Raw genomic sequence first — 25,557 nt, 5'->3', positions numbered from 1 at the left:
GCCCGGGGCACCGATCCGAAAATCACCCCAACGACGTGCCGCGGCTCGCCGTTCCCGCACGCACCACCAGAACGACTTCTTCAGCGGTCTTCTAGATGATTGATTCCACGATCTCGCGGCGTGGTGCACGTCCCGGACGGCCGAGCCGCCGCCCCTTCAGCGCCGCCGCAGGCCCGCGGCGCTGGCCACGGCCTCGACCGCGTCGGCGATCTGGTCCATGCCCGAGATGCTCGGGTGCAGGCTGTCGCCGAGGAAGCCGAGGCCGGCGAGGATCGGCGCGTTGACCCAGCCCTGACCGCCCGCGCAGAGGTCGTGGCCCGTGCTCGGGGTCCGCAGGTCGACGTACTCGACGGGACCGGCGGTGCGGTTCAGCTCCGCGACCGCCGCGCGCTGGGCGCGGTCGTAGGCGGCCAGCAGCCCGTCCAGGTAGACGATCTCGTCCGGGTCGAGGCTCCAGCCGAGCCCGAGCGGGCCGGCGCAGCCCGCGGATCCCGCGGGGGGCACGACGCGCGGGTAGCCGACGATCGCGACGGTGGCGTTCCTGGCGCGCGCCCGGATCGCCGTCACCGCGGGGCGGAGCTTCGCCGTCATCCGCGCCGGGGTCAGGTCGGCGGGCGAGAGCCAGCGGCCCTGCTCGTCGTCGCCGGCGAGCACCGACGACACCAGCCGCATGACGCCGCTGGGCAGGAGGCTCGTCAGGAACTCCGGGAGGAGCTGCGCGATCGGCCCGGCCCGGCGCGCGGGGCCGCACGGGGTGCCGGCCCGGATGCACTCCGTGAGGACCTCGTAGAGCGTGTCGTGGTCCTTGCCGACCCAGCCGTCGTTGCCGCCGGCGGTGAAGGTGACGGTGCGGGTCGCCGGGCCGAGCGCCCGGTCGCCGACCGCCCAGCCGATCTGGTCGACGACGCTGATCGGGGTGCCCGCGTTCGTGGTCGCGCTCGCGCCGGCGCAGCTGTAATCCGCCCAGCGGCCGCGGCGCTCGGCGCCGAGCCCGAACGCGCCGGCCACCCGCGACGCGTAGTTCACCTGCGAGCGACCGCAGCCGGCCTCGCGGGTCGGGTCCAGCCCCGGGCCCGACGAGTACGAGTCACCGAGCGCGACGTAGGCCTTGCCGCCGACCGGCGGCGCCGCGGAGGACGACGCGGGCAGCGCGAGGAGCGCCGCGAGACACGCGGACAGCACGAGGAGCCGGACTCGTCCGGCGGCGGGGTGTCGGGGGAACACGGACGCGAGGGTACCCGCTCGGCGTCGTCGAAACCACCGAAAGGCTGTCGGGATCCGCCATTTCACGCAAGGGGCGTCGTCGCCACCGGGTCCAGCGGAGCGTCTCGTAGACCGCGGTGGCGACGGCCACCGCGCCCACGAACGCCCCGGTCGCGGGCATCTCCTCGAGCACGAACGCGACCGCGACGACCGCCTGCAGCAGCGCGCGGATCACCCCCCAGACGGTCTCGGGTGGGGACGCCGATGGTTCGTCCATGCGCCGCAGGGTAGGGCGCCACGGACAGCCCGGCGAGCGCTTTCCGCCGGTTTCACCCGACGGTCACCGCACGGTGGTCAGGTGGTCACGACGGCGTGGCCGGGCGACGGTGTGCGCGGCCGGCGCCGGGGACGGCGGCAGAGCGGCGTCTGCCGCGCCCGTCAGATCCGCAGCCGCGGGTACTCGATCGCGGGGCAGCGGTTCATCACGACCGTGAGCCCCGCCGCCCGGCCTCGCTCGGCCGCGGCGACGTCGATCACGCCGAGCTGGAGCCACGCCGCGCCCGCGCCGATCTCCGCGGCCTCGTCGACGTGCACCCCGGCCTCCTCCGACCGACGGAACACGTCGACGACCTCGATCGCGTGGTCCTCGCGGGCGGCCGCCAGCGACGGGTAGGCCCGCTCGCCGAGGATCTCGGACGCCTTCGGGTGGATCGGGACGATCGTGTTGCCGCGGCCCTGCAGGAGCGCGGCGATCCGGTGGCTGTCGCGGTCCGGCCGCGGGGAGCAGCCGACGACCGCCCAGGTGCGGGGCGTCGCCAGCAGCGCGCGCACGGTCTCGTCGTCGACCCCGTCGATGGTGCTGCTCATGGATCCGAGGCTACGCCCCGGCGTCCGCCGGCCCGCTGGTGGAGGGCGCCGGCCCGCGGCTCCCGTCGGCGCCGCGCCACCCGTCGACGTCGGTACCGCCCAGGTACGGAACTCGATGCGTCCCCGGCCGGCCGGGGACGCCCGCTCGACGCCCGTCGACGTCGGTACCACCCAGGTACGGAACTCGATGCGACCCCCGGCCGGCCCCGTGCCCGGCGGCCCGCCCCCCCTTACGCCACCGCCACGACCGCCCCGGTCGCCTGCCGCAGCGACTCGACGAGCCGTTCCAGCTCGACGGGGTCGGGGTCGCCGTCGTCGAGCGCGCGCTGCAGGCGCAGGGCGGCGTCGGCCACGCGACGGGCGCCGACCGTGCGGCTGGCGCCCACGACCTGGTGGGCGACGCGGCGCAGGCCGTCGCGGTCGGCGTCCTCCAGCGCGCGCTCGGCGGCGGCGAGGTCCTCGCGCATCGACTCGGCGTAGGTGCGCAGCAGCAGCTCCTCGAGCTCGACGTCGCCCTCCGTCACCTCGCGCAGGACGTCGAGGTCGAAGCCGCCGGTACCGGGCGGGCCGGCGGTCACGGCCTCGGCCCACGCGACGTGCGGCAGCCAGCGGCGCAGGGTGCCGGCGAGGACCGCCATCGGGGCGGGCTTCGTGACGAGGTCGTCCATCCCGGACGCCCGGCACCGCTCCTCCTCGCCGTGCACGGCGCTGGCGGTCAGGGCGACGATCGGGACGCGCTCGCGGCCGGGGATCGCGCGCTCCTCGGCCCGCCACTCGCGGACGAGCGCGTAGCCGTCGCGGTCGGGCAGCTGGACGTCGCTGAGGACGAGCCCGTAGCGCTCGGAGCGCAGCCGCTCGAGGGCCTCGCCCGCGTCGGCGGCGACGTCGGTGACGAACCCGATCGTCTCGAGCTGTCGGCGCAGGACCGCGCGGTTGACGGGGTGGTCCTCGACGAGGAGGACGAGGCTGCGGTCCTGCACGGCCTCGGCGCGGGTCGGCAGGCGCCGGCGCGCCGTCGTGCCGCCGGGCCGGCCGGCGAGCACCGCCTGCGCGTCGACCGTCGAGACGGGCAGCGACAGCGCCAGGCGCATCGTCGTGCCCGCGCCCACCGCGCTGTCCATCGTCAGCGTGCCGCCCATCGCCTCGGCGAGCTGCCGGGCGATCACGAGGCCGAGGCCCGTCCCGTCGGTCCGCGCGTGCGCCTGCGCGAACGGCACGAAGAGCCGCTCCTGGTCCTCCGGCGCGATCCCGATCCCGGTGTCCTGGACCTCGAAGGTGACGCGCTGGGCCGCGGGACGGGTGGCGGTCGGTTCCGCCGCGTCGGCCGGCGCCCCGCCCTCGGCGACCCGGCCCGCCGTCCCGACTTCGGGCGCCGTCCCCTCCCCCGCGACCACCACGCGCAGGTCGACCTCGCCGCCCGGCGTGTACTTGATCGCGTTGGAGACGAGGTTGCCGAGGACCTGGCGCAGGCGGTCGGCGTCGGCCGCGTGGACGGGCGCGAGCGCCGGGTCGACCCGGGCCCGCAGGCGCACGCCCTTGGCCGCGGCGGTGTGGCGGTACTGGGCCGAGAGCTCCTCGACGAGCCGTCCGACGGCGACCGGCCGGGGGTCGAGGTCGAGGTGCCCGGACTCGATCTTCGAGAAGTCCAGGACGTCGCCGATGACGGCCAGCAGCGTCGACGCCGAGCGCAGCGCGACGTCGACGAGCTCGCGCTGGCGGTCCTCCAGCTCGTCGAGCGCGAGCACCTCGAGCGTCCCGGTGACCGCCACCAGCGGCGTGCGCAGCTCGTGGGAGACCATCGCCAGGAAGGCGGACTTCGCGCGGTCGGCGCTCTCGGCCTCCTCCCGCGCGCGCAGCAGGTCGGCCTGCAGCGCCTTCTGGTCGGTGATGTCGCTGACGTAGCCGTAGAGGTCGCCGGACCCGTCGTCGCCCGTCCGCGCGACGGCCTGCGCGCGCATCCACTTCAGCGCGCCGCCCGGGCCCATGATCCGGTACTCGTGCTCCCACGATCCGCCAGAGCGCGCGGCCGCGACGATCGAGTCCAGCCACGCCCCGCGGTCGGCGGCGAGCACCGCGCGGGCGACGGCGGGGAACTCCACCTCGGCGTCGGTGCCGTGGATCGACGCGTCGCGCGAGGCGAAGCGGACGGAGACCGCGCCGTCGGGGTCGACGTGGAACTGGAACACGGCGCCGGGGACGCGGTCGGCGATGTTGCGCAGGCGGCCCTGGGCGTCGCGGGCCTCCTGCTCGGCGCGCATCCGGCCGGCGAGGTCGCGCTGGACGGCGTCGGCCATCTCGTCGAAGTCGCCGGCGAGCTCGCGCAGCTCGCGGACGCCCTCGGCGGGCGTCGCACGCTGCGACCAGTCGCCGCCGCGGATTCGCCGCGCGACCGCGGTCAGGCGGCCGAGCGGCCGGACGACCGCACGGGCCGAGTACGCGAGCACGAAGGCGAAGGCCAGGACGAGCAGCGCCAGCAGCGATCCCTGGGCGACGAGCAGCCGGTTGGTGCGGGCCTGCAGCGCGTCGGCGCGGGCGCCGGTGCGGCGGTCGACGACGGTGGTGAACCGCTCGATCGCCTCCATGATCCGGTCCTTCATCAGGTGGTACTGGTCGTCGACCAGGCGCTTGTACTCGGCGGCGACGTCCTTGGGGTAGTCCGCGTCGACGCCCTGCTCGATCCGCGGCGCGACGCGGTTCATCACCTGCTTCTCGGTGATCGCCAGGGCGTTGGACGCGGCCAGCGACGCGCCGAGCGCCTTGAACTCCTCCGTCGAGAAGTGCGCTCGCCGCATCAGCGCGTTCAGCGACGCGGGCGGGCCCGTCGCGATGCCGTTGGGGCCGCGGTTGAGCACGCGGTCCCAGAACGACGAGTCGTAGTTCAGCGGCCGGCGGGCCTTCCCGGCCCGGATCGCCAGGATCTGGTCGTAGTACTCGCGGTACTTCGGCTTGCCGGTCGAGACGTAGAGCCGGACCATCCGCGTGAGGTCGTTCGACGTCTGGCGCATCTGGTCGGCCAGGCGGAACGACGTCATCCGTGACTGCTCGGCCGTGGTGCGGTCGTTCGCGGTGCGCAGCTGCATGACGGTGACGAACAGCAGCGCCACGGCGAGCACGACGACGATCCCGAGCAGGCCGCCGAGGGCCTGGCGGATCGATGGGGACCGGCGACCGCTGCGCGCGCCACGCGGTGCCGCGTCTGCGGCCGCGCGCCGTGGCCGCCCGTCGGGTGCCGCGCCCGGCGCCGGCCCGCTCACGTCAGCACCGACAGCAGTCGCCGGGCGGTCAGGGGCTTCGAGATCGTGCCGCGCAGGAGCACGCCGGCCTCCCGCGTCTCGGCCTCCGCCGCCGCCAGGCGATCGCCCTCGAGGCCGGACACGATCACGACCTCGGCCTGCACCCCGCGGGCGACGAGCTCGCGCAGGAACGCGACGCCGTCGATCCCCGGCATGTCGAGGTCGCAGAGGACCACATCGGGCACCGACCCGCCGTCCACGAGCGCCAGGGCGTCCTCGCCGTCGGCGGCCTCCAGCAGCTCGCCGGCCCCGAGGTTGGCGAGGATCTGGAGCATCGTCAGCCGCTGGAACTGGTGGTCCTCCACCACCATCACGGTGCGGTCGCTGAGGGGCATCAGCGGTCTCCTCGGTCGGGCGGGAGCGCCGGGCGGACGCGCGGCGGCCCCTCGGCGTCGCCCGCGGACGGGATCGGCGGCGCGCTGCGGCGCGCGACGCCGCCCAGCAGCCCCAGCTCGCGTCCGCGGCCGACGGCCTCGGCGCGCGACCCGACGCCGAGCTTCGCGTAGAGGGTGCGGGCGTGGGTCTTCACGGTGTTGTGCGAGACCCGCAGGCCGGCGGCGACGTCGCGCAGGCTGCCGGACCCCGACAGCGCGCGCAGGACGTCGAGCTCGCGCTCGCTGAGGTCGACGACGTCCGGGGCGCCGGGGACCCGGCCCTGGCGGGCGATCGGCAGCGCGGCGATCGCGGTGCGCAGGGCGCCGGGGTCGCGGGCCGGGTCGACGCGCTCCCGGGCGGCCCGCAATGCGTCGGCCGCGCCGTCGTGGTCGCCGCCGGCCACGCACGCACGAGCCAGCTCGACGAGCAGCGCCGGGACCATCATCGACGGGTCGCGCCAGCCGCGGGCCTGCTCCAGGCCGGCGCGGCAGGCGACGGCGGCCTCGTCGGTGCGGCCGTGGACGAGCAGCAGCCGCGCCCGCGCCGCGACGACCGGCAGCGCCTGCGGAGCGCTGCGCAGCGGACCGGCCTGCAGCGCGGCCTCGGCCTCCGCGACGTGGACCTCCGCGACGTCGATCACGCCGCGGTCCAGCGCGACCAGGGCGAGCACGGCGCGCGACAGCGGGACGACCAGCGGCAGGCCCACGGCCGGCAGCAGCTCCTGGCCGGCGAGCGCCCGGTGCGCGAGCGCCTCGGCGGCGTCCTGGTGGCCGCACAGCAGCTCGTGCCAGGCGGTCGCGGCCTCGACCGCGGCGCGGGCGGGCGCGGCCCGCGGCAGCGCGTCGAGGACCCGGGCGCTGGCGGCGACGGACGCGCCGACGTCGTCGAAGCAGACGAGTGCGGCCAGGGCGTCGGCCGCCAGGGCGAACGACGCGGTGCCGTCCGGCATCAGGCCGTCCCAGCCGGCCTCGGCGCCCGCGGCCAGCCACGCGTCGCGGCCGGCCTGGTCGCCGTCGACCGCGGCCACGAGCGCGGCGACGTAGGCCAGGCGGGCGTCGCGGTGCAGCAGCTCGGCGGGGAAGCGGGCGAGCCAGCCGCGGGCGCGGGCGCCGAGCACCCCGAAGCCGACGAGCCGCAGGCCGTGGGTCGCGAGCAGCTCGGCCGCGGGCTCCCACTCCCGCGCGGCGAGGTAGTGCTCGAGCGCCTCGTAGAGCTCGCTCTCGCCGCCCTCGCTCTCCAGCCACGCGCCGGCCCGGACGTGCAGCTCGCGGGCGCGGTCCGGGTCCTCCTCGTCGAGGCGGCCGCGCAGGACGTCGCGCAGCAGGTGGTGACAGCGGAACCACGTGCGCGAGCGGTCCAGTGGGATCAGCAGCAGCGAGGTGCGCGTGAGCTCGCGGAACGCCTGGCGGGTCTCCTCCGGGTCGCCGCCGAACGTGCGGACGCAGAGGTCGGCGGTGAAGCGGTGCAGGAGCGACGCCTCGCGGACGAAGCGGCGGTGGTGGGGCGGCCACGACGCGAGCACCTCGTCGGCCAGCCCGCCGAAGAGATCCTCGTCGCCGAGACCCATGCCGCCCAGGACGTCGTCGACCGGTTCGCCCAGCCGGACCCGCAGCGCCGCGAGGTACAGAGCGGCGGGCCAGCCCTCGACGCGGTCGTCCAGCGCGGCGATCGCGTCGTCCGCGAGGTCCAGGCCCAGACCCTCGCGGACGAACGCGGTGCTCTCGTCCCGGCCGAAGCGCAGCTCGTCGGTGCGGACCTCGAACAGCTCGCCGTGGATCCGCCGGCGGCCGAGGGCCGGCAGCGTCGCGGTGCGGCGAGACCCGAGCGCGACGGCGTGCGGCGCGGGCAGCCGGTCGAGGACCCAGTCGATGCTCGAGCGCGTGCGGGGGTCGTCGAGCACGAGGTGGACGTCGTCGAGGACCAGTGCGACCGGGTCCTCGGTCGCCGACAGCGCGTCGAGGAGCGCGACGAGGACGTCGTCGCGAAGGTCGGCGTCGTGGGCGCTCGAAGCGGCCATCGCGGCGTCGAGCGCGTCGCCGAGGATCGGGTGCAGCGCCGCGAGGACGGCGGACCACAGCCGCGCGCCGCGGTCGTCGGCGTCGACGGAGACCCAGGCGCTGCGGGTCGCGTCGGGCCGGGTGGCCGCCCACTGCGCCAGCAGCGTGCTCTTGCCGAAGCCCGGCGGGGCCGTCACGTGGAGCATCCGCGCGCCGCTGCGGTCCACGCGGTCCAGCAGCCGGGTGCGGGGGACGTGCTCGTCGCGCGCCGGTGGTCGGTGGAACTTCGTGCGCGGGAAGACGACGCCGGCCGCGCGCCGGCCGGACTCCGAGACCCGGTCCTCCGCCGGGGCCGCGATCACGGGTCCTCCCGGCGCCCGGCCGCGACCGCACCACGGCCGGGGGGCGGGCTGCGGCGGGTGACGGGGCGCGGGGCGGGCATCGGCGTGGACGCGGTGCGCAGGGGCGCCGTCGACTCGACTCCATCCCACCGCACGGGCGGGCCCGGTGCGTGGTCGCCCCGTCCAAGCCCGGCGCGTCGGGGGTGTACGCGGCGGCAGGGCGTGGGTCTCCACCGCCCCGCCGGCGGGTCGCAGACGACGTCGGGTGCGTGCCCACGGCCGGATCGACGTCCTCGTCAACAACGCCGAGATCACCCGCGACGACCTGCTCTTCCGGTTGAGCGAGGAGTCCTGGGACGCGGTCGTCGACCTCGACGGCCCCTGCCCGGGACGACGGTCGCCACATCACCTCCCTGGGGGGAAGGTTTCCTGGTCGGCGCCACGGCGCGTGACCACCGGGCGCCGCCCGAGACGACGGCCGCCAGATCACCTCCCCAGCAGGACGGTCTCCTGGTGGGTGTGGCGGTGGTCCTGGATGAAGCGCACGTCCTCGGAGATCGTGGGGTCGTGGTCGGGCACGAAGCCGACCTGGTCGACGTAGAAGGCCTTCGCGCGGTCGACGTCGGAGACGGGGACCATGACGAGCTCGAGCTTGATGTCCATGACGGGGTCGGTTCCGGAGGGGGTTTCGGGCCGCCGGGACGGCCCGATCGGCGTGCTTCCACGAGAGGTCCGAATACGGTCAGCCAACGTCCGCAATCACCCCCCGCCGGCGGGCGCTCGGAGCGGTCGGACCGCCGCCCCTGCGCCGCGCGGCCGGGATCTGCCGCCCCGCCCTGTCCGCCTGGACAGGCCCCCGCCGCCCACCGCAGCGCGAAGATGACCGCGGGCGCCGCCGCCCGCCCCGTCCCGACCGTGTCCGCGCTCTCCCGTCTCCTCCAGCTCGCCGACACGGCCTTCCCGACGGGGGCGTTCGCGCACTCCCTCGGCCTGGAGGCCGAGCACGCCGCCGGCGGGCTGCGCGACGAGCACGACCTGGAGCGCCTGCTGCGGCGGCACCTGACGGGCCTGGCCACGAGCGACCTCGTCGCCGTCCGCGCCGCCCACGCGCAGGCGTCGGCCGCCGCGCCGGATCTCGACGCGCTGATCGTCCTGGACCGCGAGGTCGACGCCACCCGCGTCACGCGCGAGACCCGCGAGGCGTCCCGGGCGACCGGCGAGCGCTTCCTGATCGCCGCGGTCGAGCTGCTCGACGACGCGGTCCTCGCCGGGCTGCACGCCGCGGTCGGCTCCCGCGAGACGCCGGGCACGCTGCCGGTCGCATGGGGCGTCGCGTGCGCGGCCGTCGGCGTCGACGCCGAGGCGGCCGCCCGCGCCCAGGCGTTCACGGCGCTCTCGGCGCTCGCCGCCGCCGGGCAGCGGCTCGTCCCCCTCGGCGGTGTCGCCACCCAGCGCGCGCTGTGGCGGTCCGGCGACGCGATCGACGACGCCGTCCGCCTGAGCGCCGCGATCGACCCGGCCGAGCCGTGCTCGTTCGTCCCCGAGGTCGACGTCCGCTCCGCCCAGCACGAACGCCAACGGGTGCGGCTCTTCATCTCCTGATCGCCCCGGGCCCGCCGGGACGACCCACGCGTCCCGCCGAGCCCGGACCGCGCTCCCACCTCCTTCGCCCGACCCGACCCCGACCCCGACCCAGGAACCACCGCATGCACGACCCCAGCCAGATGCACTTCGCCTCCTACCCCGTGCGCCGCAACGGGACGACGATGCGGATCGGCGTCGGCGGCCCGGTCGGCTCCGGCAAGACCGCCCTGGTCACGGAGCTGTGCCGCCGGCTGGCCGACCGCTTCCCGATCTGCGTCGTGACCAACGACATCTACACCCGGGAGGACGCCGAGGCCCTGCTGCGCGCGGACGTCCTCCCGGCCGAGCGGATCGTCGGCGTCGAGACCGGCGGCTGCCCGCACACGGCCATCCGCGACGACATCTCGATGAACGCCCGGGCGATCGAGGACCTCGAGGACCGCTTCCCCGACACGAAGCTCGTGCTCGTGGAGTCCGGTGGCGACAACCTGGCGGCGAACTTCAGTCCCGAGCTCGTCGACTGCGCGATCTACGTCATCGACGTGGCCGGCGGCGACGACGTCCCCCGCAAGGGCGGCCCCGGCCTGACCCGCTCCGAGCTGCTCGTCATCAACAAGGTCGACCTCGCGCCACTGGTCCACTCCGACGTCCCGATGATGGTCCGCGACGCCGACGCCCTGCGCGCCGGCGCGCCGACCCTCGCGGTCTCCGTCATGCACGGCGACGGCTTCGACGACGTCGTCGACTGGGTGGTCGGCGTCGCCGAGCGCGGCGAGTGGACCGCCGCCACCTCGACGCTGCGAGACGACCACCACCACCGCGCGCCGGAGCCCGACCACCGCCACGAGCCCGCCGAGGACCACGGCCACGCGCACGACCACGGGCACTCCCACGACCACGCGTAGGCGCGGGTGAGCACCCCGACGACACCGGGCCCGGGCCGGGACGGCGGCGCGACCGCCGGGCCGCCCCGGCGCGCCCGCGGGCCCCGATGAGCACCCCGACCCGCGACCCGGCGGTACCGGGCGGAGAGCCGACCCGACCGGCGGACGCACCCGCCGGGGCGGTGGTGGTCGCTCCGCCCCGCGCCCCCGGCCCCGCGACGACCACCCACCGCCACGGCCGCCTCGACGTGACCCTCGAGCGCCGCGGGCCGGCCACCGTGGTCGCGGCGCAGGACATCGTCTTCCCCAGCGGGACGGTGCGGATCGCGGACGTCGACGGCGACGGGGTCGGCGAGTTGCAGATCACCAACCCGTCGGGGGGCCTGCTCGCCGGGGACCGCATGGACACGCTGCTGCGTGCCCGGGCCGGAACGCGCGCGTCCGTCGTCACCCAGGGCGCCAACCGGGTGTGCGGCGCCGCCGTCGGCCTCCCGCCGGCTCGCACCGAGCTCCACGCGCGCATGGCGCTCGAGGGCGACGCCGTCCTGGAGTGGGCGCCGCACCACCTCGTCCCCTACGCCCGCGCGGCGATCCTCCAGCGCACCGCGGTCGAGGTCGCGCCCGCGGCCGGCCTGCTCCTCTGGGAGACCCTGTCGGCGGGCCGCTCGGGCCGCGGTGAGCGCTTCGCCTGGGACCACGTCGACGTCCGGATGCGAGTCGCCCGCGACGGCCGCCCGCTGCTGCACGACGGCGCGGTCCTCGGCCCCGGTGGCGAGCCGTTCGACGGGGCGGACCTGGTCGCGACGGTCGTGGTCGTGCTGCCGACCGACCGGCCGGCCGGGACCGCGACCGACCTGGCGGACGACCTCCACCGAGCGCTCGGGGCGGTCCCGGGCACGCTGGCCTCGGCGTCGGCGGTCGACGACGCCCTGATCGTCGGGCGCGTCGTGGCGCGCGACGCCACGGTCCTCTACCGCGCCCTGCACGCCGCCCGGGTGCTCGCCCGGCCGGCGCTCGGCCTGCCCGCCCCGCGGCGTCCGATCACCTGACGCGACCAGACGACGACGTCCGCGGCCGGCGGGCGCGACGCGCGCCCGAGCGCACGGTGCCTGGCTGAAGCCACGACGCGCCACGGCGACGCACGATCACGACGGCCACGGCCCGCCACGGCCGCGCACGACCACGACGGGACGGGCCACGCACGACCACGACCGGCACGGCCCGCCACGACCACGCACGACCACGCACGACCACGACCACGCACGACCACGCACGACCACGACCGGCACGGGCCGCCACGACCACGACCGGCACGGGCCACGCACGGCCACGACCGGCCGGGAGCCCGCGCCGCCCCGGGAGCGCCCGGTCAGCCGCGAGGCCGCCGCGCCGCCGCCGCCGCGCGGAGCGTCCCGAGCCGCAGGAGCGCCGCGATCGTCACCGCCCGCAGCCGCTCGTCCGGGATCTCGGCGACCTCCAGGTCCCAGGCCGAGACGGTGCGCCGGACCCCGCGCAGGTGGTCGAACCGGGCCAGGGTCGCCAGCTCCGCGGTCCCGGCGACGACGACCGCCTCCTCGCCCCACCGGCCGGTCGTCCGCAGCAGGGCGACGACGTCGCCGCCGACCACGAGCTCGGCGTCCAGGCGCCGCCGTCGCCAGGAGTCGGCGGCCGACCGGGCGCGGACCTCCCCGCGAGGCACGCCGAAGACCTCGACGGCGAGGACCGCGGCGTGGGCGGTGCCCGGACCGAGCGGCGCCTCGGCGAGGACGAGGCCGGTCGTCGCCCGGACGAACCCCCCGTCGTCGACCTCCGCCACGCGTCGGCCGTCCCGGAGGACCTCGGCCGCGTGGCCGTCGCGGCGGTGGCGGGTCGTCCGGACGGTCAGCAGCCCCGGCGACCAGAGGTCGTGCTCGAGCACGGGCGGACGGTACCCGCACGCCGGGACGTCCGCGCCGGGACGCCGGCCGGTCGTGGCCGCGCGATGCGACCGGCGCCGGGGCGGGACGTACACCGGGCCGTTCGGTGCCCGTCGCGGGTGGCCGGGCCGCCCGCGGACGCCGTCCGACGCCGGCGCTACCTTCGATCGGTGAGTTGGTACAGCAACCGCCTGGCGGCGTTCGACATCGAGACGACCGGCATCGACGTCGAGTCCGACCGCGTGGTCACGGCCGCGGTCAGCATCGTCGGCGGCGGGCTGCCGACGGCCTCGCGCGCGTGGCTCGTAGACCCGGGCGTCGAGATCCCCGAGGGCGCGAGCGCCGTCCACGGGATCACGACGGAGCAGGCCCGCGCGGGCGGCCAGGACCCGGTCGACGCGATCGGGGAGATCACGGCCCTGCTGGCCGAGCAGCAGCTCGCCGGCGTGCCGATCATCGCCTTCAACGCCCGCTTCGACCTGACGATCCTCGACCGCGAGGCGCGCCGCCACGGCGTCGTCCCGCTGATCGACCGCATCGGCGGGACCGAGCGCCTGCTGGTGATCGACCCGTTCGTGATCGACAAGCAGGTCGACCGCTACCGCCGCGGCCGCCGCACGCTGAGCGCCGTCTGCGAGCACCACCGCGTGCCGCTGACCGACGCGCACGACGCCAACGCCGACGCGCTGGCCGCCGCCCGCGTGGCCTGGCGGATGGCGACGACGCTGATCGACATCGGCGGCGCCGAGCTCGCCGAGCTGCACCGCCAGCAGGTCGCGTGGGCCGCCGAGCAGGCCGCGTCGCTGGAGGAGTACTTCACGGCGCAGGGCCGGCCCGAGCGCGTCGAGCCCGCGTGGCCCTGCGTGCCGGTGCTGCTCGCGGTCTGACGGCGCGTCGTCTCGAGCGGCTGACGGCTCTCGTCGAGGGCCGTCAGATGCGCGGCGCGCTTGCGACGCGGAGGTGAGCGGCGAACGGGTGTTCCGCGCTCGCGTCCATGAAGTAGCTCGAGTGCGTCTTCTTCAGGGTTTCGAGGGAGTCGGCGCCGAGCAGCACGACCTCGATCCGAGCGTCCTCGCCGGTCCTGAGTTCCGCGTCCGAGTACGCCTCCAAAGCTGCGTCGTAGTCCTCGCCGAACGACTCGACGTCGGCGCTCTGCCGGTCGACGTCGAACGTCAGGAGGAAGTGCTTGATCGGGTCAGTCATCGCAGAGGTCTCGTCGCGAGGTGCACATCGATTGAACCACGCGCGTCAACCGGACCCACCCAGCGGATCGAACCGATCACGTAGCGCGCCGAGATCCTCGGCCGCGGGAACCTCGCCGCGCTCTTCCGCAGCCAGCAGGTCCGCCATCCGCCGATAGTCCTCACGGACCCGATCGTTCCCGCGCCCGAACTTCAGTCCGACTCCCAACCGGCGACCGTCTCGTTCGACGACATTGGCCCACAGGTCCTGGAGCGGTGTCCGTATCTGGATCTCGACGAACCGCGCATCCCTGACGGCGACGAGGTGCAGAGCCCGGTAGCCGTCCGGCTTCGGTTGGGACACGTAGTCACGGGTACGGCGGACGTCCCAGTTCGACCCGAGCCGCGCGAACAATGCCCGCGCGTCATCCATGTCCCGCGTCACGACACGGCACCCACCGATGTCGTCCATCTGCGTGAGATCCATGCGATCAAAACGCCTGAGCTTCTGGATGACCGTCCCGAACTTCTTGAGCCGCTGCGTCACCTGCGTGTCCGAAGAGTCCTGCACGTAGTGGCGGAGATTGGCACTGACTTTGCGGAGCGGGTACGCGTGGTCCGCGCGCCAGGCACGCACGGTGGCGGCCGTATCCAGGAGGTCGGTCTCGTCGCGGAATCCGTGCTTGTAGAACTCGAGCGTCTCCGGGCCGGCGCGCTTGTCCTCGGGCGGGATGAGGGCCGCAGCAAGGCGGCGGCCTGCCCGGTTGATCGCCCCCTTCGAGGGCGGATCGGTATCGGCGGCAGGCACGTATCTAGTCTGCCGGTCGGGGCGGCGGGTGTGGACGCTTCCCGGTTGTCGCCGAGGGTCCGGCCGGACGACGGCCGGACCCCGCCCACCTACGCGAAGAGCCGCCCCAGCGCCGCGTGCGCGGCGTCGAGGTCGGCCAGCGGCAGCTCGAGCGCCTGCTCGCCGCAGCGGACGCCGAGCGTGCCCCCGCCGACGGTGCCGATGACCGTGACGGCCGTGCGCTCGGCCAGGGTGGCCAGCGCCTCGGCGGGGCCGGAGACGACGAAGCCGCCCGGCGCCTCGCCGAAGAGCGACGCGCGGCCGTCGGCGTCGTCCTGCGCAAACGGCGAGAGCTCGATCGTCGCGCCGACGCCGCCGGCGAGGACCGACTCGGCCAGGGCGGTCACGAGGCCGCCCTCGGCGATGTCGTGGCAGCTCGACAGCGCACCCTCGCGGACGGTGTCGCGGACCGCGGCGATCGCCGCCGCGGTGCGCTCCAGGTCCCAGGCGGGCAGGCCGTCGGGGATCGCGCCGCCCTCGAGCTTGGCGATCTCGGACAGCGCCAGCTGCGGCGAGAACGAGCCGGCGATCGCGACGAGGTCGCCGTCGGCGGCGAACCCGACCGGCGCGGTCACGGAGACGTCCGGGACCTTGCCGACCATGCCGACGACCGGCGTCGGGTAGATCGGGCCCGTGGTGCCCTCGTTGTAGAGCGAGACGTTGCCGCCGACGACCGGCGAGCCGACCGCGCGGCAGGCGTCGCCCAGGCCGCGGACGGCCTCGGTCAGCTGCCACGCGATGTGCGGCTTCTCGGGGTTGCCGAAGTTCAGGTTGTTCGTCAGGCCCAGCGGCTCGGCGCCGACGCACGCGAGGTTCGCGGCGCACTCCAGGACGTTCCAGATCGTGCCGACGTACGGGTCGGCGGCGACGCGGCGGCCGGAGCCGTCGATCGCGACGCCGACGCCGGAGATCGGCTTCCCGGCCGCGGCGGCGTCGCGGGCGTCGCCCGTACCGCCGTCCGCACCGGTCGCGGGCTCGCCCGCGGCGCCGGTCGGCGCAGCGCCGGCCTCGGGCGCGACCGCCGGGTGGCCGGCACCGGCGGCGTCCCCGCCACCGACCGAGAACCGCGAAGCCGGCCCCGGAACCATCAGCACGGCGGCATCCGTCTGACCGGGACGGCGAACCGTGCGCGACTGGACGATCGAGTCGTACTGCTCGAACAGCGGCCGGCGGTCGGCGACGTTCGACGAGCCCAGCAGCGCGAGCAGCGCGGCGCCGGCGTCGAGGCCGTCGGCGATCCGCCGCGGCGGCGCCGGGTAGATCGACTCCGTCGGCTTCTCGGGGTAGATGTCGTAGAGCGGGCAGTCGTCGACGAGCGCGGGGATCGGCATGTCGCCGACGAGGGCGTCGCCGTCGAAGATGCGGAAGCTGCCGGTGTCGGTGACGACGGCGATCGCGGTGCCGTGGACGTCCCACTTGTCCGTGATCGCGATGACCTCGTCGACCTTGTCGGGCGTGACGACGCAGAGCATGCGCTCCTGCGACTCCGAGACCATCACCTCGAAGGGCTGCAGGCCCTCCATGCGGCGCGGGACGAGCGCGACGTCGAGGTCGAGGCCGACCTCGCCCTTGCTCGCCATCTCCGACGCGGCGGACGTCAGTCCGGCGGCGCCGAGGTCCTGCAGCGAGACGAGCAGGTCGAGCTCGAGCAGCTCCAACGAGCACTCGACGAGCTTGGACTCCTCGAACGGGTCGCCGACCTGCACGGTCGGGCGCTTGGAGGCGTCGTCCTCGCCGAGCTCGGCGGACGCCAGCACCGACGCGCCGCCGATGCCGTCGGCGCCGGTCGCGGCGCCGAAGAGCACGACGACGTTGCCGACGCCGGTGGCGGCGGAGCGGATCAGGCGCTCCTCACGGACCAGCCCGAGCGCCATCGCGTTGACGAGGCAGTTGGTCTCGTACGGGCCCTCGAAGTAGACGTCGCCGCCGATGTTCGGCACGCCGATCGAGTTGCCGTAGTGCCCGATGCCGCGCACCGCGCCGTCGAGCAGGAACTTCGAGCGGCGCGTCCCGGCGGTGTCGCCCGGCTCGCCGACCGGGGCGCCGGAGGCGTCGACCTCGTCGGTGTCGACCTCGCCGAAGCGCAGCGCGTCGAGCACCGCGATCGGCCGGGCGCCGAGCGCGAAGATGTCGCGCAGGATGCCGCCGACGCCGGTGGCGGCGCCCTGGAACGGCTCGACCGCCGAGGGGTGGTTGTGCGACTCGACCTTGAAGGCCACGGTCCAGCCGTCGCCGACGTCGACCGCGCCGGCGTTCTCGCCCGGGCCCAGGACGATCGCCGGACCCTCGGTCGGGAGCGTCCCCAGCAGCTTCTTGGAGTGCTTGTACGAGCAGTGCTCGCTCCACATCAGCGAGAACATCGCCAGCTCGACCTGCACGGGCTCGCGGCCGAGCTTCTGCACGACGAGGTCGTACTCCGACGCGGTGAGGCCGAGGGCCTTGGCGTTCTCGAGCCCCGGGGCGTCGCCCTCGGGGACGGCGCCGGCCGGCAGGTCGCGGGGCGCGGGGAGGGTGGGGTGCTCAGACATTCGTGGCTCCCTGGAGCAGCGAGCGGAAGAGGACGAGCCCGTCGGTGGACCCGGTGAGCGGGTCGACGGCGTGCTCGGGGTGCGGCATCAGGCCGACGACGTTGCGGCCCTCGTTGCAGACGCCGGCGACGTCGTCGAGCGAGCCGTTGAAGTTGCCGCCCGCGGCGTAGCGGAAGACGATCTGCTCCTGGTCGGCGATCTCGGCGTGCAGCTCCGACGGCGCCCACCAGCGGCCCGACTGGTGCTTGGCGGGGATCGACAGCAGCTGGCCGGGCTCGGCGGCGGACGTCCAGTCGGTGTCGGTCGTCTCGACCGACAGCTCGACCTGGCGCAGCACGAAGCGGCGGTCGGCGTTCTGGAGCAGCGCGCCCGGCAGCAGCCCGGCGGCGCAGAGGACCTGGAAGCCGTTGCAGATCCCGAGGACCGGCCCGCCGTCCTTCGCGAACGCGGCGATGGCGTCCATCACGGGGCTGAGTCCGGCGATCGCGCCGGCGCGGAGGTAGTCGCCGTAGGAGAAGCCGCCCGGGACGACGATCGCGTCGACGCCCTTGAGGTCGCGGTCGCGGTGCCAGAGCAGCTCCGCGTCGCCGACGTGGCCGGCGGCGAGCAGCGCGTCGACCTCGTCGCAACTCCCCGGGAACTGAGGTACACCGATGCGCAGAGGCATGCTTACGACGCCAGGGCGGCGCCGTCGACCTGGATCTCGTAGTCCTCGATCAGCGGGTTCGCGAGGAGCTGGTCGCAGATCGCGGCGACCTCGGTCGCGTCGGCGGCGTCGAGCTCGACGAGCCGGCCGATGCGGACGTTCGAGACGCCCTCGAAGCCGAGCTGGGGCAGCGCCTGCTCGACGGCCGTCCCCTGCGGGTCGAGGATGCCGGCCTTGGGCCGGATGAGGATGCGGACGTGAGGCATCGCGGCGGGGTCCTTGCGGGATCGATGGAACCGATGCCCGCCCGCCCCCGCACGGGGCCTCGGCGAGCGCTCGTGACGGGCGGATGGTAGCTGTTGGGCCCCGGACGACCCCGGCCGCCCGATCCATCGTGTGCGATCATGGTCGTTCTTGACCGGGCGTGAACGGCCGGTCGCTCCGGACACGCCCCCGTCGTCGCGCGCCCGCCCCTCCCGTGTCCTCGTACGCCGCCGCCGAACCAGTCTCCCGGCGCCTGCCGATCGCGATCCTCGCGCTGGCGATCGCGGCGTTCGCGATCGGCTCGACCGAGTTCACGATCATCGGCCTGCTGCCCGAGGTGGCGGGCGACCTCGACGTCTCGATCCCGACCGCGGGCCTGCTGGTCTCCGGCTACGCGATCGGCGTCGTGATCGGCGCGCCACTGATGACCGCGGCGGGGACGAAGGTGCGGCGCCACCGGATGCTGCTCGGGCTGATGGCGATCTTCACGGTCGGCAACGTCCTCTCGGCGATCGCGCCGTCCTACGGCCTGCTGCTCGTCAGCCGCGTGCTGTCCGCCCTACCGCACGGCGCGTTCTTCGGCATCGGCGCCGTCGTCGCCTCGGAGCTCGTCCGCCCCGAGCAGCGCCACAAGGCGGTCGCGTCGATGTTCACGGGCCTGGCGCTGTCGAACGTCGTCGGCGTCCCGCTCGGCACGCTGATGGGCCAGGAGCTCGGATGGCGCGCGTCGTTCTGGGCGATCGCGGTCCTCGGGCTGATCAGCGTCGTGGCGATCGCCCGCCTGATCCCGCCGATGTCGGCCGGCACGTCCCTGCGCAGCGAGGTCGCCGCCTTCCGCCGCGGCCGCGTCTGGCTCGCCCTCGCGGTGATCGTCTTCGGCTTCGGCGGACTCTTCACGATCGTCGGCTACATCAAGCCCCTGATGACCGACGAGGCCGGCCTGTCGGAGAACGCGGTCCTCCCGGTCCTGGCCGTACTCGGCCTCGGGATGGTCGTCGGCACCCGGCTCGTCGACGTCGTCACGCGCGGACGCGACCTGACGCGCGTGATCCCCGTGCTGCTCGCCGCGATGGTCGTCGTGCTGCTGCTCTTCGTCGCGGGCGCCCACTGGGCGCCGGCGGCGATCCTCCTGGTCTTCCTCCTCGGCACGGTCGCGTTCACGGCCGCGACGCCGATGCAGGCGCTGGCGATGGACGTCGCGTCGGAGGCGCCGACGCTGACGTCGGCCGCCGCGCAGGGCGCCTTCAACCTCGGCAACGCGCTGGGCCCGGCGCTGGGAGGCGTCGCGATCAACGCCGGGTTCGGCTACGCGGCGCTCGGGTGGGTCGGCGCGCTGATCGGCTCGTTGGGCGTGGCGCTGGCGATCCTCTTCGCGCACCGGTCGGCGCGGGACGCCCCGGTGGTCGCGGCGGACGTCGTGCCGACCCCGGCGGACTGACGCTCGGAGCCGGGCGGCCGCCCCGCCGAAGCGGCCACGACGCCGCCCTGCGCCGACCGGCCGGCGGACGACGCCGCGGCGACGCCCGGCCGGACGCCCCCCACTCGGCCCGGGCCCGGGCGTCCCCGGAGACGCCCGCGCCGGCCCCGGCCGCGGGCCGGCGCCCGCCGCGTCCTACTTCCGCCCCACCGTCCGCACCGACACGAGCGTCCGGCGCTCGATCGCGGTCACGAACGACGTACGCAGCCGCAGCGACGTCCGCGGGTGCGCCTTCAGCAGCGCGCGGCCCGCCGTCGTCGGCTTGATCGTCACGACGATCGTGCCGAGCTTCGTCACGCGCCGCTCGCCCGTGCCGACGGTCCGGTCCTTCCCCTTCACCCGCAGCGTCAGGCGGTACGACGCGCGCCCGGCCTCGGGCAGGCGGTCGGAGAACCGGACGGTGCGCCGCGACGCCGAGACCGTCGCCCGGGTGGTCGGGCGCCGCAGGACCGCGAGGGCCACGTCGGCGGTCAGCGCGTCCTTCGGCGCCGCCGGCTTCGGCGCCGCCGGGACGTCCGGCGCGGGCGCGACCGGCGCCGGGGCGGCCGGCGGTGCCGGGGGCTCCGTGACCGCCGGGCGCAGGTCGGCGGCCAGCTCGTAGCCCTTCGGCAGGACCTTCGCCGCGGGAGCGGTCACCAGGCCGCCGGCCGCGCCGGGAGCGTCGATCGTCGGGAGCCGGAGCTCCAGGTTCGCCACGCCGACCGCCGTCTGGCCGGACGCGGCCAGCGCGTACGGTGCGTCCCGGCCCAGCAGCTCGAGCCGCACCACGTGGCCCGCGTCCACGTGCCACGCCTGCGGGTGCAGCTGGAACACCTGGCGGGTCGTGCCGGACACGCCCGTCGGCCGGTACGTCCCGCGGGCGATCAGGCGCTGCGTGCCCCCGGAGACGTCGACGTCGTAGAGCCGACCGATGACCGCGTCATTGACGTACGGCACGGTCAGGTCCGCGACGATCGTCGGCGCGCCGGCGATCGTGAACCCGCCGTCGGGCGCGGGCGCCGTCTCGTAGCGCGCCGCACCCACGGTCGGCGTGTTCGGGCCGCTCGTGCAGACCGTCGGGTTGGCCGACGAGGGCGACGTCGGCAGCGGCGGCGAGAAGATCGTCGCCGGGGCGGTGTCCGGCGCGATCGTCTGCGCCGCGGCGTCCTGGACGCGGATCTCGCCGGGCGCCAGGGACGCCCAGTTCTTCGCGCGGTACGCCGTCCCGTCGGTGCCGACCGGACAGACGCTCGTGACCGCGGTGACGCCGCCGACCGCGTCGTCGGGCGTCGGGCCGTCGCCGCGGACGTAGTGCGCGAACCACGCGTTCTCGGCCGTGGCCAGGCGCGCGGCGCCGTCCGCCGACGGGGTCGCCGCGCGGTTGCCGTGGCCGAAGTCGAGGTGCATCATCGAGATCGGCGTGTCCGGGTGGTCCGCGCGGATCTTGTTGTAGTACCGCAGCGCCTCGTCGACCGGGAAGAGGTCGTCGTTCCACCCGTTGGACAGGAGCGCCGGGGCCGGAGCCACGCCGTCGTCGACCCCGTAGGAGCCGTGGCTCGGGAACTGCTCCAGCTGCTGGTCGACGAACGGCTCGCCGTCGTACGGACCGCCGGAGAGGTTCGTGTTCAGCCAGATCGAGATGTTCGCGACGGGGTCCGCGTTCGGTGCCGCGTAGTAGCCGGCCTGCAGGCCGCCGCCGTAGAGCTGGAGGTTCCAGATGTTCTTCTGGATGCCGAAGCGCCGGTCGCCGGCGGGCCCCGTGTACGGGTTCTCGGCGGCGTAGTCGAGGCCGCTGCCGTTGGGCATCAGGGCCTGCGTCAGGTCGGACCAGCCGTACTCCGGCGCGGTCGCCGCGATCTGCATCGGGAGGTGCCGACGGGGGCTCGTCCAGGGGACGACCGTGCCGTCGGTCTGCAGGACGCGGTCCTTCAGCGCGCCGAGCTGCGCGGACATCCCGCCGCCGTAGGAGCCGCCCGTCGCGCCGATGCGCTGCGGGTCGATGGCGCCGTCGTCGGCGAGCATGCCGAGCAGCTGCTGCGCGTCGTGCACCTCGTAGGCGTTGCTCATCAGGTGGATGTAGCCCTTGGCGCACGACGGAGGCTTGGGCGAGATCAGCAGGCCGCACGAGCCCCAGAAGCCCCGGTCGGTGATCGAGAAGACCGCGTAGCCCTGCGCGAGCCAGCGCTGCGCCGCGGCGCCGTCGAGCGACGCCTTGAAGCCGCCGTAGCCGTGGTAGATGCCGACGACGGGGAAGCCGCCGTCGGGCCCGGAGGCCGGCGCGGGCGGCAGCGCCACGGTGGCGTCGATCGGGGTGCCGTCGAAGCTCGGGACGACCGTCGGCGCGGCCGTCGGCGTCGCGCTCGAGGCGCTGTTGACGGAGCCGCACCAGCGTTGGCCGGCCCGGGCCCCGGTCTGCACCGTGCACGTCAGGGGTGATGGCGCGTCCTGGAACACGCTGGTGAACGGCTGGGCCGCGTGGGCGGCCGGCGCGAACGCCAGGGCCGCGGCCACCGCACCGAGCATCGGGATAGTCCTCATGTCGCTCCCCTCCTGGTCCCATCCGACCCGCGGGCCGGAGGGGCCCGAGGACCATCGCGAGAAGTCGCGACACAGCACCGTAGGCCGGGGCGCCCTCCGCAGGGGGAAATCGTTCGCGTGGTGGCCGGATGTGGGGTTGCTTTTCCGGCCGGCCGCGCGGTCGCCGCGGGCTCAGGCGATGCGGCGGCGGCGCAGGAACGGGTCCGACAGCGCCGGCGGGACGTAGCCCGCGTCGGCGGCCGAGAGCGTCACGCCGGGCGGGACGATCTCGTCGATGCGGTCCAGGACGTCCTTCGTGAGCACGACGTCGACGGCGCCGAGCTGCGTCTCCAGCTGCTCCATCGTGCGCGGGCCGACGATCGGCGCGGTGACCCCGGGGTGCTGCAGCACGAAGGCGAGCGCGAGGTGCACGAGGGTGATCCCGGCCTCCTCGGCGAGCACCGCCAGCTCGTCGGCGGCGTCGAGCTTGGCCTGGTTGCCCGGCTTCGACAGGTCGTAGCGCCCCGGCATCCGCTTCGCCCGGTTGGACTCCGGCGCGGCCTGCCCCTTGCGATAGCGGCCGGTCAGCCAGCCGCCGGCGAGCGGGCTCCAGGGGATGACGCCCATGCCGTACTGCTCGGCGACGGGCAGCAGGTCCTTCTCGATGCCGCGGACGAGGATCGAGTACGGCGGCTGCTCGGTGGCGTACCGGGCCAGGCCGCGCCGCTCGGACACCCAGTGCGCCTCGACGATCTCGTGCGCCGGGTACGTCGAGCTGCCGAACGCCCGGATCTTGCCCTGCGTGCGCAGGTCGGTGAGCGCCGACAGGGTCTCCTCGTGGTCGGTCCAGGCGTCGTGGCGGTGCACCTGGTAGAGGTCGATCCAGTCGGTGCCGAGGCGGCGCAGCGAGTTCTCGACCTCCTGGACGATCCAGCGGCGGGAGTTGCCCTTCTTGTTCGGGTCGCCGCCCGGTTCGCCCATCGGCACGTCCATCGGGCCGTGGAACTTCGTCGCGAGGATCACGTCGTCGCGGCGGCCCTGCGAAAGCGCCTTGCCGACGATGATCTCCGACTCGCCCTGCGAGTAGACGTCGGCGGTGTCGATGAAGTTGATCCCGGCGTCCAGCGCGCGGTGGATGATCCCGATCGACGTGTCGTGGTCGGGCTCCCCCCACGCGCCGAACATCATCGCCCCGAGACAGAGGGGGCTGACCTGCATGCCGGTACGACCGAGGTTGCGGAATTCCATGCCTGCACCATACGACCGGCGCCGCGCGCCGCCGCCGGTACGGGGGATCGGTCCCCGCGGCGTCCCGTGACGACCTCCGGGGCGGCGGGTACTGTCCGGTCATGGCCGTCCTCTTCATCGTCCTCGCCCTGATCTTCGGCGCGGCGGGTGCGGCCAAGGTCGCGGGCGTGCCGTTCACGGTCGACAACTTCGAGCGCTGGCCGATCGAGTCGACGCTCCGGTTCCCGATCGGCGTGATCGAGGTCGTGCTCGCGATCCTCGCGCTCGTGGGCATCGCCAACGACGGCGCCGCGATCGTCTCGGCCCTCGGGATGATCGTCGCGATGGCGATCGCCACCTGGGTCCACGTCAAGGGCCACGACGCGCCCGCGATGACCGCCGCGGCGCCGATCACGGGACTCATCGCCGTCATCGCCCTCGTCACCCTCTGAAGAGGAGAAGCCTCCCACCGGCAACCACACCGGCCAACCCATCCTGAGACACAGAGGGTCGGACCCCGCCGCGCCGGGGTCCACCGCCGTGGGGGGGGCGCCGAGTGACGGAGTGGCCGTCCGCCCGGCGCCCGTGCTCCGCCGCCCGGACGGCGGGCGGACGGCGGCCGGCGGGCGAACCCTCAGCCCGTGCCGGCGCCCGTCCGCTCGTACCAGGCCGACAGCGGCTCCCCCGTGATCCGCTCGTACGCCTCGGCGTAGCGGTCGCGCGTGCCGGCGACGACGTCGTCGGGGATCGCCGGCGCCGGCGGGTTCTTGTCCCAGCCCGACGCGGTCGCCCAGTCGCGCACGTACTGCTTGTCGAACGACGGCGGGGTCGTGCCGACGACGAAGCCGTCGACCGGCCAGTAGCGCGAGGAGTCCGGGGTCAGCGCCTCGTCGCCGAGGATCAGCTGGCCCGTCGTGGGGTCGAGGCCGAACTCGAACTTCGTGTCGGCGAGGATCACGCCGCGGGACCGCGCGTGCTCGTGCGCGTGGCGGTAGAGCGCGATCGCGGCCTCGCGGACGCGGGTGGCCAGGGCCTCGCCGTCGCCGTCCTCCGCCACCGGGCGCAGCAGCTCCGCGGCGCGCGCGAAGTCGATCGCCTCGTCGTGGCCGTCGCCGACGTCGGCCTTCGTCGAGGGGGTGAAGAGCGGGACGGGAAGCTCCTGGCTCTCCTGCAGCCCGGCCGGCAGCTCGATGCCGGAGACGTGGCCGGTGGCGAGGTAGTCCTTCCACGCCGACCCGGTGACGTGCCCGCGGACGACGGCCTCGATCGGCAGCATCCGCAGCTTCCGGACGACGACCCCGCGGCCACGCGCCTCGACCGGGACGCCGTCGGTGTAGCTGACCACGTGGTTCGGGACGATGTGGGCCGTCTGGTCGAACCAGAAGGCCGAGACCCCGGTCAGGACCGCGCCCTTGCCCGGGATCGAGTTGGGGTGCACCGCGTCGTAGGTCGAGATGCGGTCGCTCGCGACGAGCAGCAGCCGGTCCGCGCCCGCGTCGTAGATGTCGCGGACCTTGCCGCGGGCGACGAGGCGGAGGGCGTCGAGGCTGCTCACGGCGGGCAGGCTACCGGCCCCCGGCCGCGGGCTCCCGGGAGAGGGGCCTCCGGGGGTGTGGCGACCTCCGCCAGCCCCCCGGATCGGGGGTGGCGCGTTGGCACTCTCATGGCGTCTCACTCGCGCATATGACACCTTGACGCTCGCTTCAGTCCCGGGCGGCATACTCCGCCGCCGCTGCCGGGCGCCCCGCGCCCGGCCCTCCCCGCCCACCACCCGAGGACCACCTCCCGCTCGTGAGCACCCCGATCCCACCCCCGCGCGACGGCGGCTTCGGCCGCTACATCGGCGGCACGATCTTCTTCAGCCGCTGGCTGCAGGCCCCGCTGTACCTGGGCCTGATCGTGGCGCAGGGCGTCTACGTCGCCCACTTCATGAAGGAGCTGAAGCACCTCGTCGCGGACTTCAACGACCTGAGCGAGGCGGACATCATGCTGATCGTCCTCGGCCTCGTGGACGTCGTGATGATCGCGAACCTCCTGATCATGGTGATCATCGGGGGCTACGAGACCTTCGTCTCCCGGATCCGGATGTCCGGCCACCCGGACCAGCCGGAGTGGCTCTCGCACGTCAACCCGAACGTGCTGAACGTCAAGCTCGCGATGTCGATCATCGGCATCTCGTCGGTCCACCTGCTGAAGACCTTCATCGAGGCCGGCGAGCCGGGCGGGCCCAGCAACGACGTGATGATGTGGCAGACGATCATCCACATGGCGTTCATCGTCTCCGCCGTGGCGCTGTCGTTCATCGACTGGCTGTCGCAGAAGGCGCTCCTGATGGAGCGCCAGCACGTCGCGCACGTCGCGGCGACGGCCCCCGCCGACGCGGCCTGAGCCACGCCGTGGCCCGGGCCGGCGGCCGGGACCGGACGCGCCG

The 25,557-nt window shown here is 75.0% G+C and carries 21 protein-coding genes and 2 pseudogenes; 8 read left to right on the top strand and 15 right to left on the bottom strand.

All coding sequences use genetic code 11. The features are described from left to right. Positions 1–156: 156 nt before the first annotated feature. The 5 genes from AB0L40_RS15725 to AB0L40_RS15705 form a co-directional block, all read right to left on the bottom strand. Complete coding sequence (locus AB0L40_RS15725; protein ID WP_364356209.1) at positions 157–1,224, bottom strand: SGNH/GDSL hydrolase family protein; 1,068 nt, start codon at positions 1,222–1,224, stop codon at positions 157–159. A gap of 417 nt (positions 1,225–1,641) precedes the next feature. Next, the gene (locus AB0L40_RS15720; protein WP_364356206.1) at positions 1,642–2,070 is read right to left on the bottom strand and encodes a CoA-binding protein; all 429 of its coding nucleotides are present in this window, start codon (positions 2,068–2,070) and stop codon (positions 1,642–1,644) included. A gap of 230 nt (positions 2,071–2,300) precedes the next feature. Then, positions 2,301–5,183 (bottom strand): ATP-binding protein, encoded by a 2,883-nt coding sequence (locus AB0L40_RS15715; protein ID WP_364356203.1) that lies wholly within the window; start codon positions 5,181–5,183, stop codon positions 2,301–2,303. A gap of 137 nt (positions 5,184–5,320) precedes the next feature. Continuing rightward, complete coding sequence (locus AB0L40_RS15710; protein ID WP_364356200.1) at positions 5,321–5,698, bottom strand: response regulator; 378 nt, start codon at positions 5,696–5,698, stop codon at positions 5,321–5,323. Next, positions 5,698–8,097: a LuxR C-terminal-related transcriptional regulator gene (locus AB0L40_RS15705; protein ID WP_364356197.1), complete on the bottom strand. Its 2,400-nt coding sequence runs from the start codon at positions 8,095–8,097 to the stop codon at positions 5,698–5,700. The genes AB0L40_RS15710 and AB0L40_RS15705 overlap by 1 nt, the downstream gene beginning before the upstream one ends. A gap of 244 nt (positions 8,098–8,341) precedes the next feature. Here AB0L40_RS15705 and AB0L40_RS15700 point away from each other — a divergent pair. Continuing rightward, positions 8,342–8,449 (top strand): annotated as a pseudogene (locus AB0L40_RS15700) (beta-ketoacyl-ACP reductase); the annotation flags it as partial. A gap of 158 nt (positions 8,450–8,607) precedes the next feature. On the opposite strand, the pseudogene AB0L40_RS15695 reads toward AB0L40_RS15700, so the two are convergent. Further along, positions 8,608–8,739: pseudogene (locus tag AB0L40_RS15695) on the bottom strand (glyoxalase); the annotation flags it as partial. 252 nt (positions 8,740–8,991) lie between these two features. Between AB0L40_RS15695 and AB0L40_RS15690 the strand changes: the two are divergent. From AB0L40_RS15690 to AB0L40_RS15680, 3 genes are all read left to right on the top strand, one after another. After that, positions 8,992–9,678, top strand: a complete 687-nt coding sequence (locus AB0L40_RS15690; RefSeq protein WP_364356193.1) for an urease accessory UreF family protein — start codon at positions 8,992–8,994, stop codon at positions 9,676–9,678. A 104-nt stretch (positions 9,679–9,782) separates the two neighbouring features. After that, positions 9,783–10,565, top strand: coding sequence for an urease accessory protein UreG (gene ureG / locus AB0L40_RS15685; protein ID WP_364356190.1), 783 nt, complete (start codon positions 9,783–9,785; stop codon positions 10,563–10,565). Positions 10,566–10,729: 164 nt separating this feature from the next. Next, complete coding sequence (locus AB0L40_RS15680) at positions 10,730–11,593, top strand: urease accessory protein UreD (protein ID WP_364356187.1); 864 nt, start codon at positions 10,730–10,732, stop codon at positions 11,591–11,593. Positions 11,594–11,913: 320 nt separating this feature from the next. Here AB0L40_RS15680 and AB0L40_RS15675 read toward each other — a convergent pair whose 3' ends face one another. Further along, complete coding sequence (locus AB0L40_RS15675; RefSeq protein ID WP_364356184.1) at positions 11,914–12,462, bottom strand: hypothetical protein; 549 nt, start codon at positions 12,460–12,462, stop codon at positions 11,914–11,916. Positions 12,463–12,630: 168 nt separating this feature from the next. On the opposite strand from AB0L40_RS15675, the gene AB0L40_RS15670 reads away from it, so the two are divergent. Next, a complete protein-coding gene (locus AB0L40_RS15670; RefSeq protein ID WP_364356181.1) occupies positions 12,631–13,347 on the top strand; it encodes an exonuclease domain-containing protein in 717 nt (238 codons plus the stop codon). Positions 13,348–13,390: 43 nt separating this feature from the next. Here the strand turns inward: AB0L40_RS15670 and AB0L40_RS15665 are convergent, their stop codons facing one another. The 5 genes from AB0L40_RS15665 to purS all read right to left on the bottom strand — a co-directional run bounded on the left by AB0L40_RS15665 (position 13,391) and on the right by purS (position 17,928). Continuing rightward, positions 13,391–13,663, bottom strand: a complete 273-nt coding sequence (locus AB0L40_RS15665; protein ID WP_364356178.1) for a hypothetical protein — start codon at positions 13,661–13,663, stop codon at positions 13,391–13,393. Between the two features lie 45 nt (positions 13,664–13,708). Further along, positions 13,709–14,449 carry a RelA/SpoT domain-containing protein gene (locus AB0L40_RS15660; RefSeq protein ID WP_364356175.1) on the bottom strand — a complete coding sequence of 247 codons (741 nt, stop codon included), beginning with the start codon at positions 14,447–14,449 and terminating at the stop codon, positions 13,709–13,711. A gap of 89 nt (positions 14,450–14,538) precedes the next feature. Next, positions 14,539–17,016, bottom strand: a complete 2,478-nt coding sequence (purL, locus tag AB0L40_RS15655; RefSeq protein ID WP_364356172.1) for a phosphoribosylformylglycinamidine synthase subunit PurL — start codon at positions 17,014–17,016, stop codon at positions 14,539–14,541. After that, positions 17,009–17,683 (bottom strand): phosphoribosylformylglycinamidine synthase subunit PurQ, encoded by a 675-nt coding sequence (gene purQ, locus AB0L40_RS15650; protein WP_364356170.1) that lies wholly within the window; start codon positions 17,681–17,683, stop codon positions 17,009–17,011. The genes purL and purQ overlap by 8 nt, the downstream gene beginning before the upstream one ends. 2 nt (positions 17,684–17,685) lie before the next feature. Then, positions 17,686–17,928, bottom strand: a complete 243-nt coding sequence (purS, locus tag AB0L40_RS15645) for a phosphoribosylformylglycinamidine synthase subunit PurS (protein WP_364356167.1) — start codon at positions 17,926–17,928, stop codon at positions 17,686–17,688. 212 nt (positions 17,929–18,140) lie between these two features. On the opposite strand from purS, the gene AB0L40_RS15640 reads away from it, so the two are divergent. Next, the gene (locus AB0L40_RS15640; protein WP_364356164.1) at positions 18,141–19,364 is read left to right on the top strand and encodes an MFS transporter; all 1,224 of its coding nucleotides are present in this window, start codon (positions 18,141–18,143) and stop codon (positions 19,362–19,364) included. A 174-nt stretch (positions 19,365–19,538) separates the two neighbouring features. Here the strand turns inward: AB0L40_RS15640 and AB0L40_RS15635 are convergent, their stop codons facing one another. Together AB0L40_RS15635 and AB0L40_RS15630 are read right to left on the bottom strand one after the other, a co-directional pair. Further along, the gene (locus tag AB0L40_RS15635; RefSeq protein ID WP_364356161.1) at positions 19,539–21,920 is read right to left on the bottom strand and encodes a CocE/NonD family hydrolase; all 2,382 of its coding nucleotides are present in this window, start codon (positions 21,918–21,920) and stop codon (positions 19,539–19,541) included. 171 nt (positions 21,921–22,091) lie between these two features. Beyond that, the gene (locus tag AB0L40_RS15630) at positions 22,092–23,147 is read right to left on the bottom strand and encodes an aldo/keto reductase (protein ID WP_364356158.1); all 1,056 of its coding nucleotides are present in this window, start codon (positions 23,145–23,147) and stop codon (positions 22,092–22,094) included. Positions 23,148–23,248: 101 nt separating this feature from the next. Here AB0L40_RS15630 and AB0L40_RS15625 point away from each other — a divergent pair, with 101 nt between their 5' ends. Further along, positions 23,249–23,578, top strand: coding sequence for a DoxX family protein (locus AB0L40_RS15625; RefSeq protein WP_364356156.1), 330 nt, complete (start codon positions 23,249–23,251; stop codon positions 23,576–23,578). A 182-nt stretch (positions 23,579–23,760) separates the two neighbouring features. Here the strand turns inward: AB0L40_RS15625 and AB0L40_RS15620 are convergent, their stop codons facing one another. Then, positions 23,761–24,681: a phosphoribosylaminoimidazolesuccinocarboxamide synthase gene (locus AB0L40_RS15620; RefSeq protein ID WP_364356153.1), complete on the bottom strand. Its 921-nt coding sequence runs from the start codon at positions 24,679–24,681 to the stop codon at positions 23,761–23,763. Positions 24,682–24,917: 236 nt separating this feature from the next. On the opposite strand from AB0L40_RS15620, the gene AB0L40_RS15615 reads away from it, so the two are divergent. After that, positions 24,918–25,514 (top strand): TIGR00645 family protein, encoded by a 597-nt coding sequence (locus AB0L40_RS15615; protein ID WP_364356150.1) that lies wholly within the window; start codon positions 24,918–24,920, stop codon positions 25,512–25,514. Positions 25,515–25,557: the final 43 nt, after the last annotated feature.

The organism is Patulibacter sp. NPDC049589 (assembly GCF_040675535.1).
In the GTDB taxonomy this organism is placed as follows: Bacteria; Actinomycetota; Thermoleophilia; order Solirubrobacterales; family Solirubrobacteraceae; genus Patulibacter.
This window is presented reverse-complemented; position numbering and strand designations above follow the sequence as displayed.

Bases quoted from the DNA above. Each gene is read 5' to 3' on its own strand.
- AB0L40_RS15720 (WP_364356206.1), bottom strand. From the start codon at position 2,070: ATGAGCAGCACCATCGACGGGGTCGACGACGAGACCGTGCGCGCGCTG.
- AB0L40_RS15710 (WP_364356200.1), bottom strand. From the start codon at position 5,698: ATGCCCCTCAGCGACCGCACCGTGATGGTGGTGGAGGACCACCAGTTC.
- ureG (WP_364356190.1), top strand. From the start codon at position 9,783: ATGCACGACCCCAGCCAGATGCACTTCGCCTCCTACCCCGTGCGCCGC.
- AB0L40_RS15665 (WP_364356178.1), bottom strand. From the start codon at position 13,663: ATGACTGACCCGATCAAGCACTTCCTCCTGACGTTCGACGTCGACCGG.
- purL (WP_364356172.1), bottom strand. From the start codon at position 17,016: ATGTCTGAGCACCCCACCCTCCCCGCGCCCCGCGACCTGCCGGCCGGC.
- purQ (WP_364356170.1), bottom strand. From the start codon at position 17,683: ATGCCTCTGCGCATCGGTGTACCTCAGTTCCCGGGGAGTTGCGACGAG.
- purS (WP_364356167.1), bottom strand. From the start codon at position 17,928: ATGCCTCACGTCCGCATCCTCATCCGGCCCAAGGCCGGCATCCTCGAC.
- AB0L40_RS15635 (WP_364356161.1), bottom strand. From the start codon at position 21,920: ATGAGGACTATCCCGATGCTCGGTGCGGTGGCCGCGGCCCTGGCGTTC.
- AB0L40_RS15630 (WP_364356158.1), bottom strand. From the start codon at position 23,147: ATGGAATTCCGCAACCTCGGTCGTACCGGCATGCAGGTCAGCCCCCTC.
- AB0L40_RS15625 (WP_364356156.1), top strand. From the start codon at position 23,249: ATGGCCGTCCTCTTCATCGTCCTCGCCCTGATCTTCGGCGCGGCGGGT.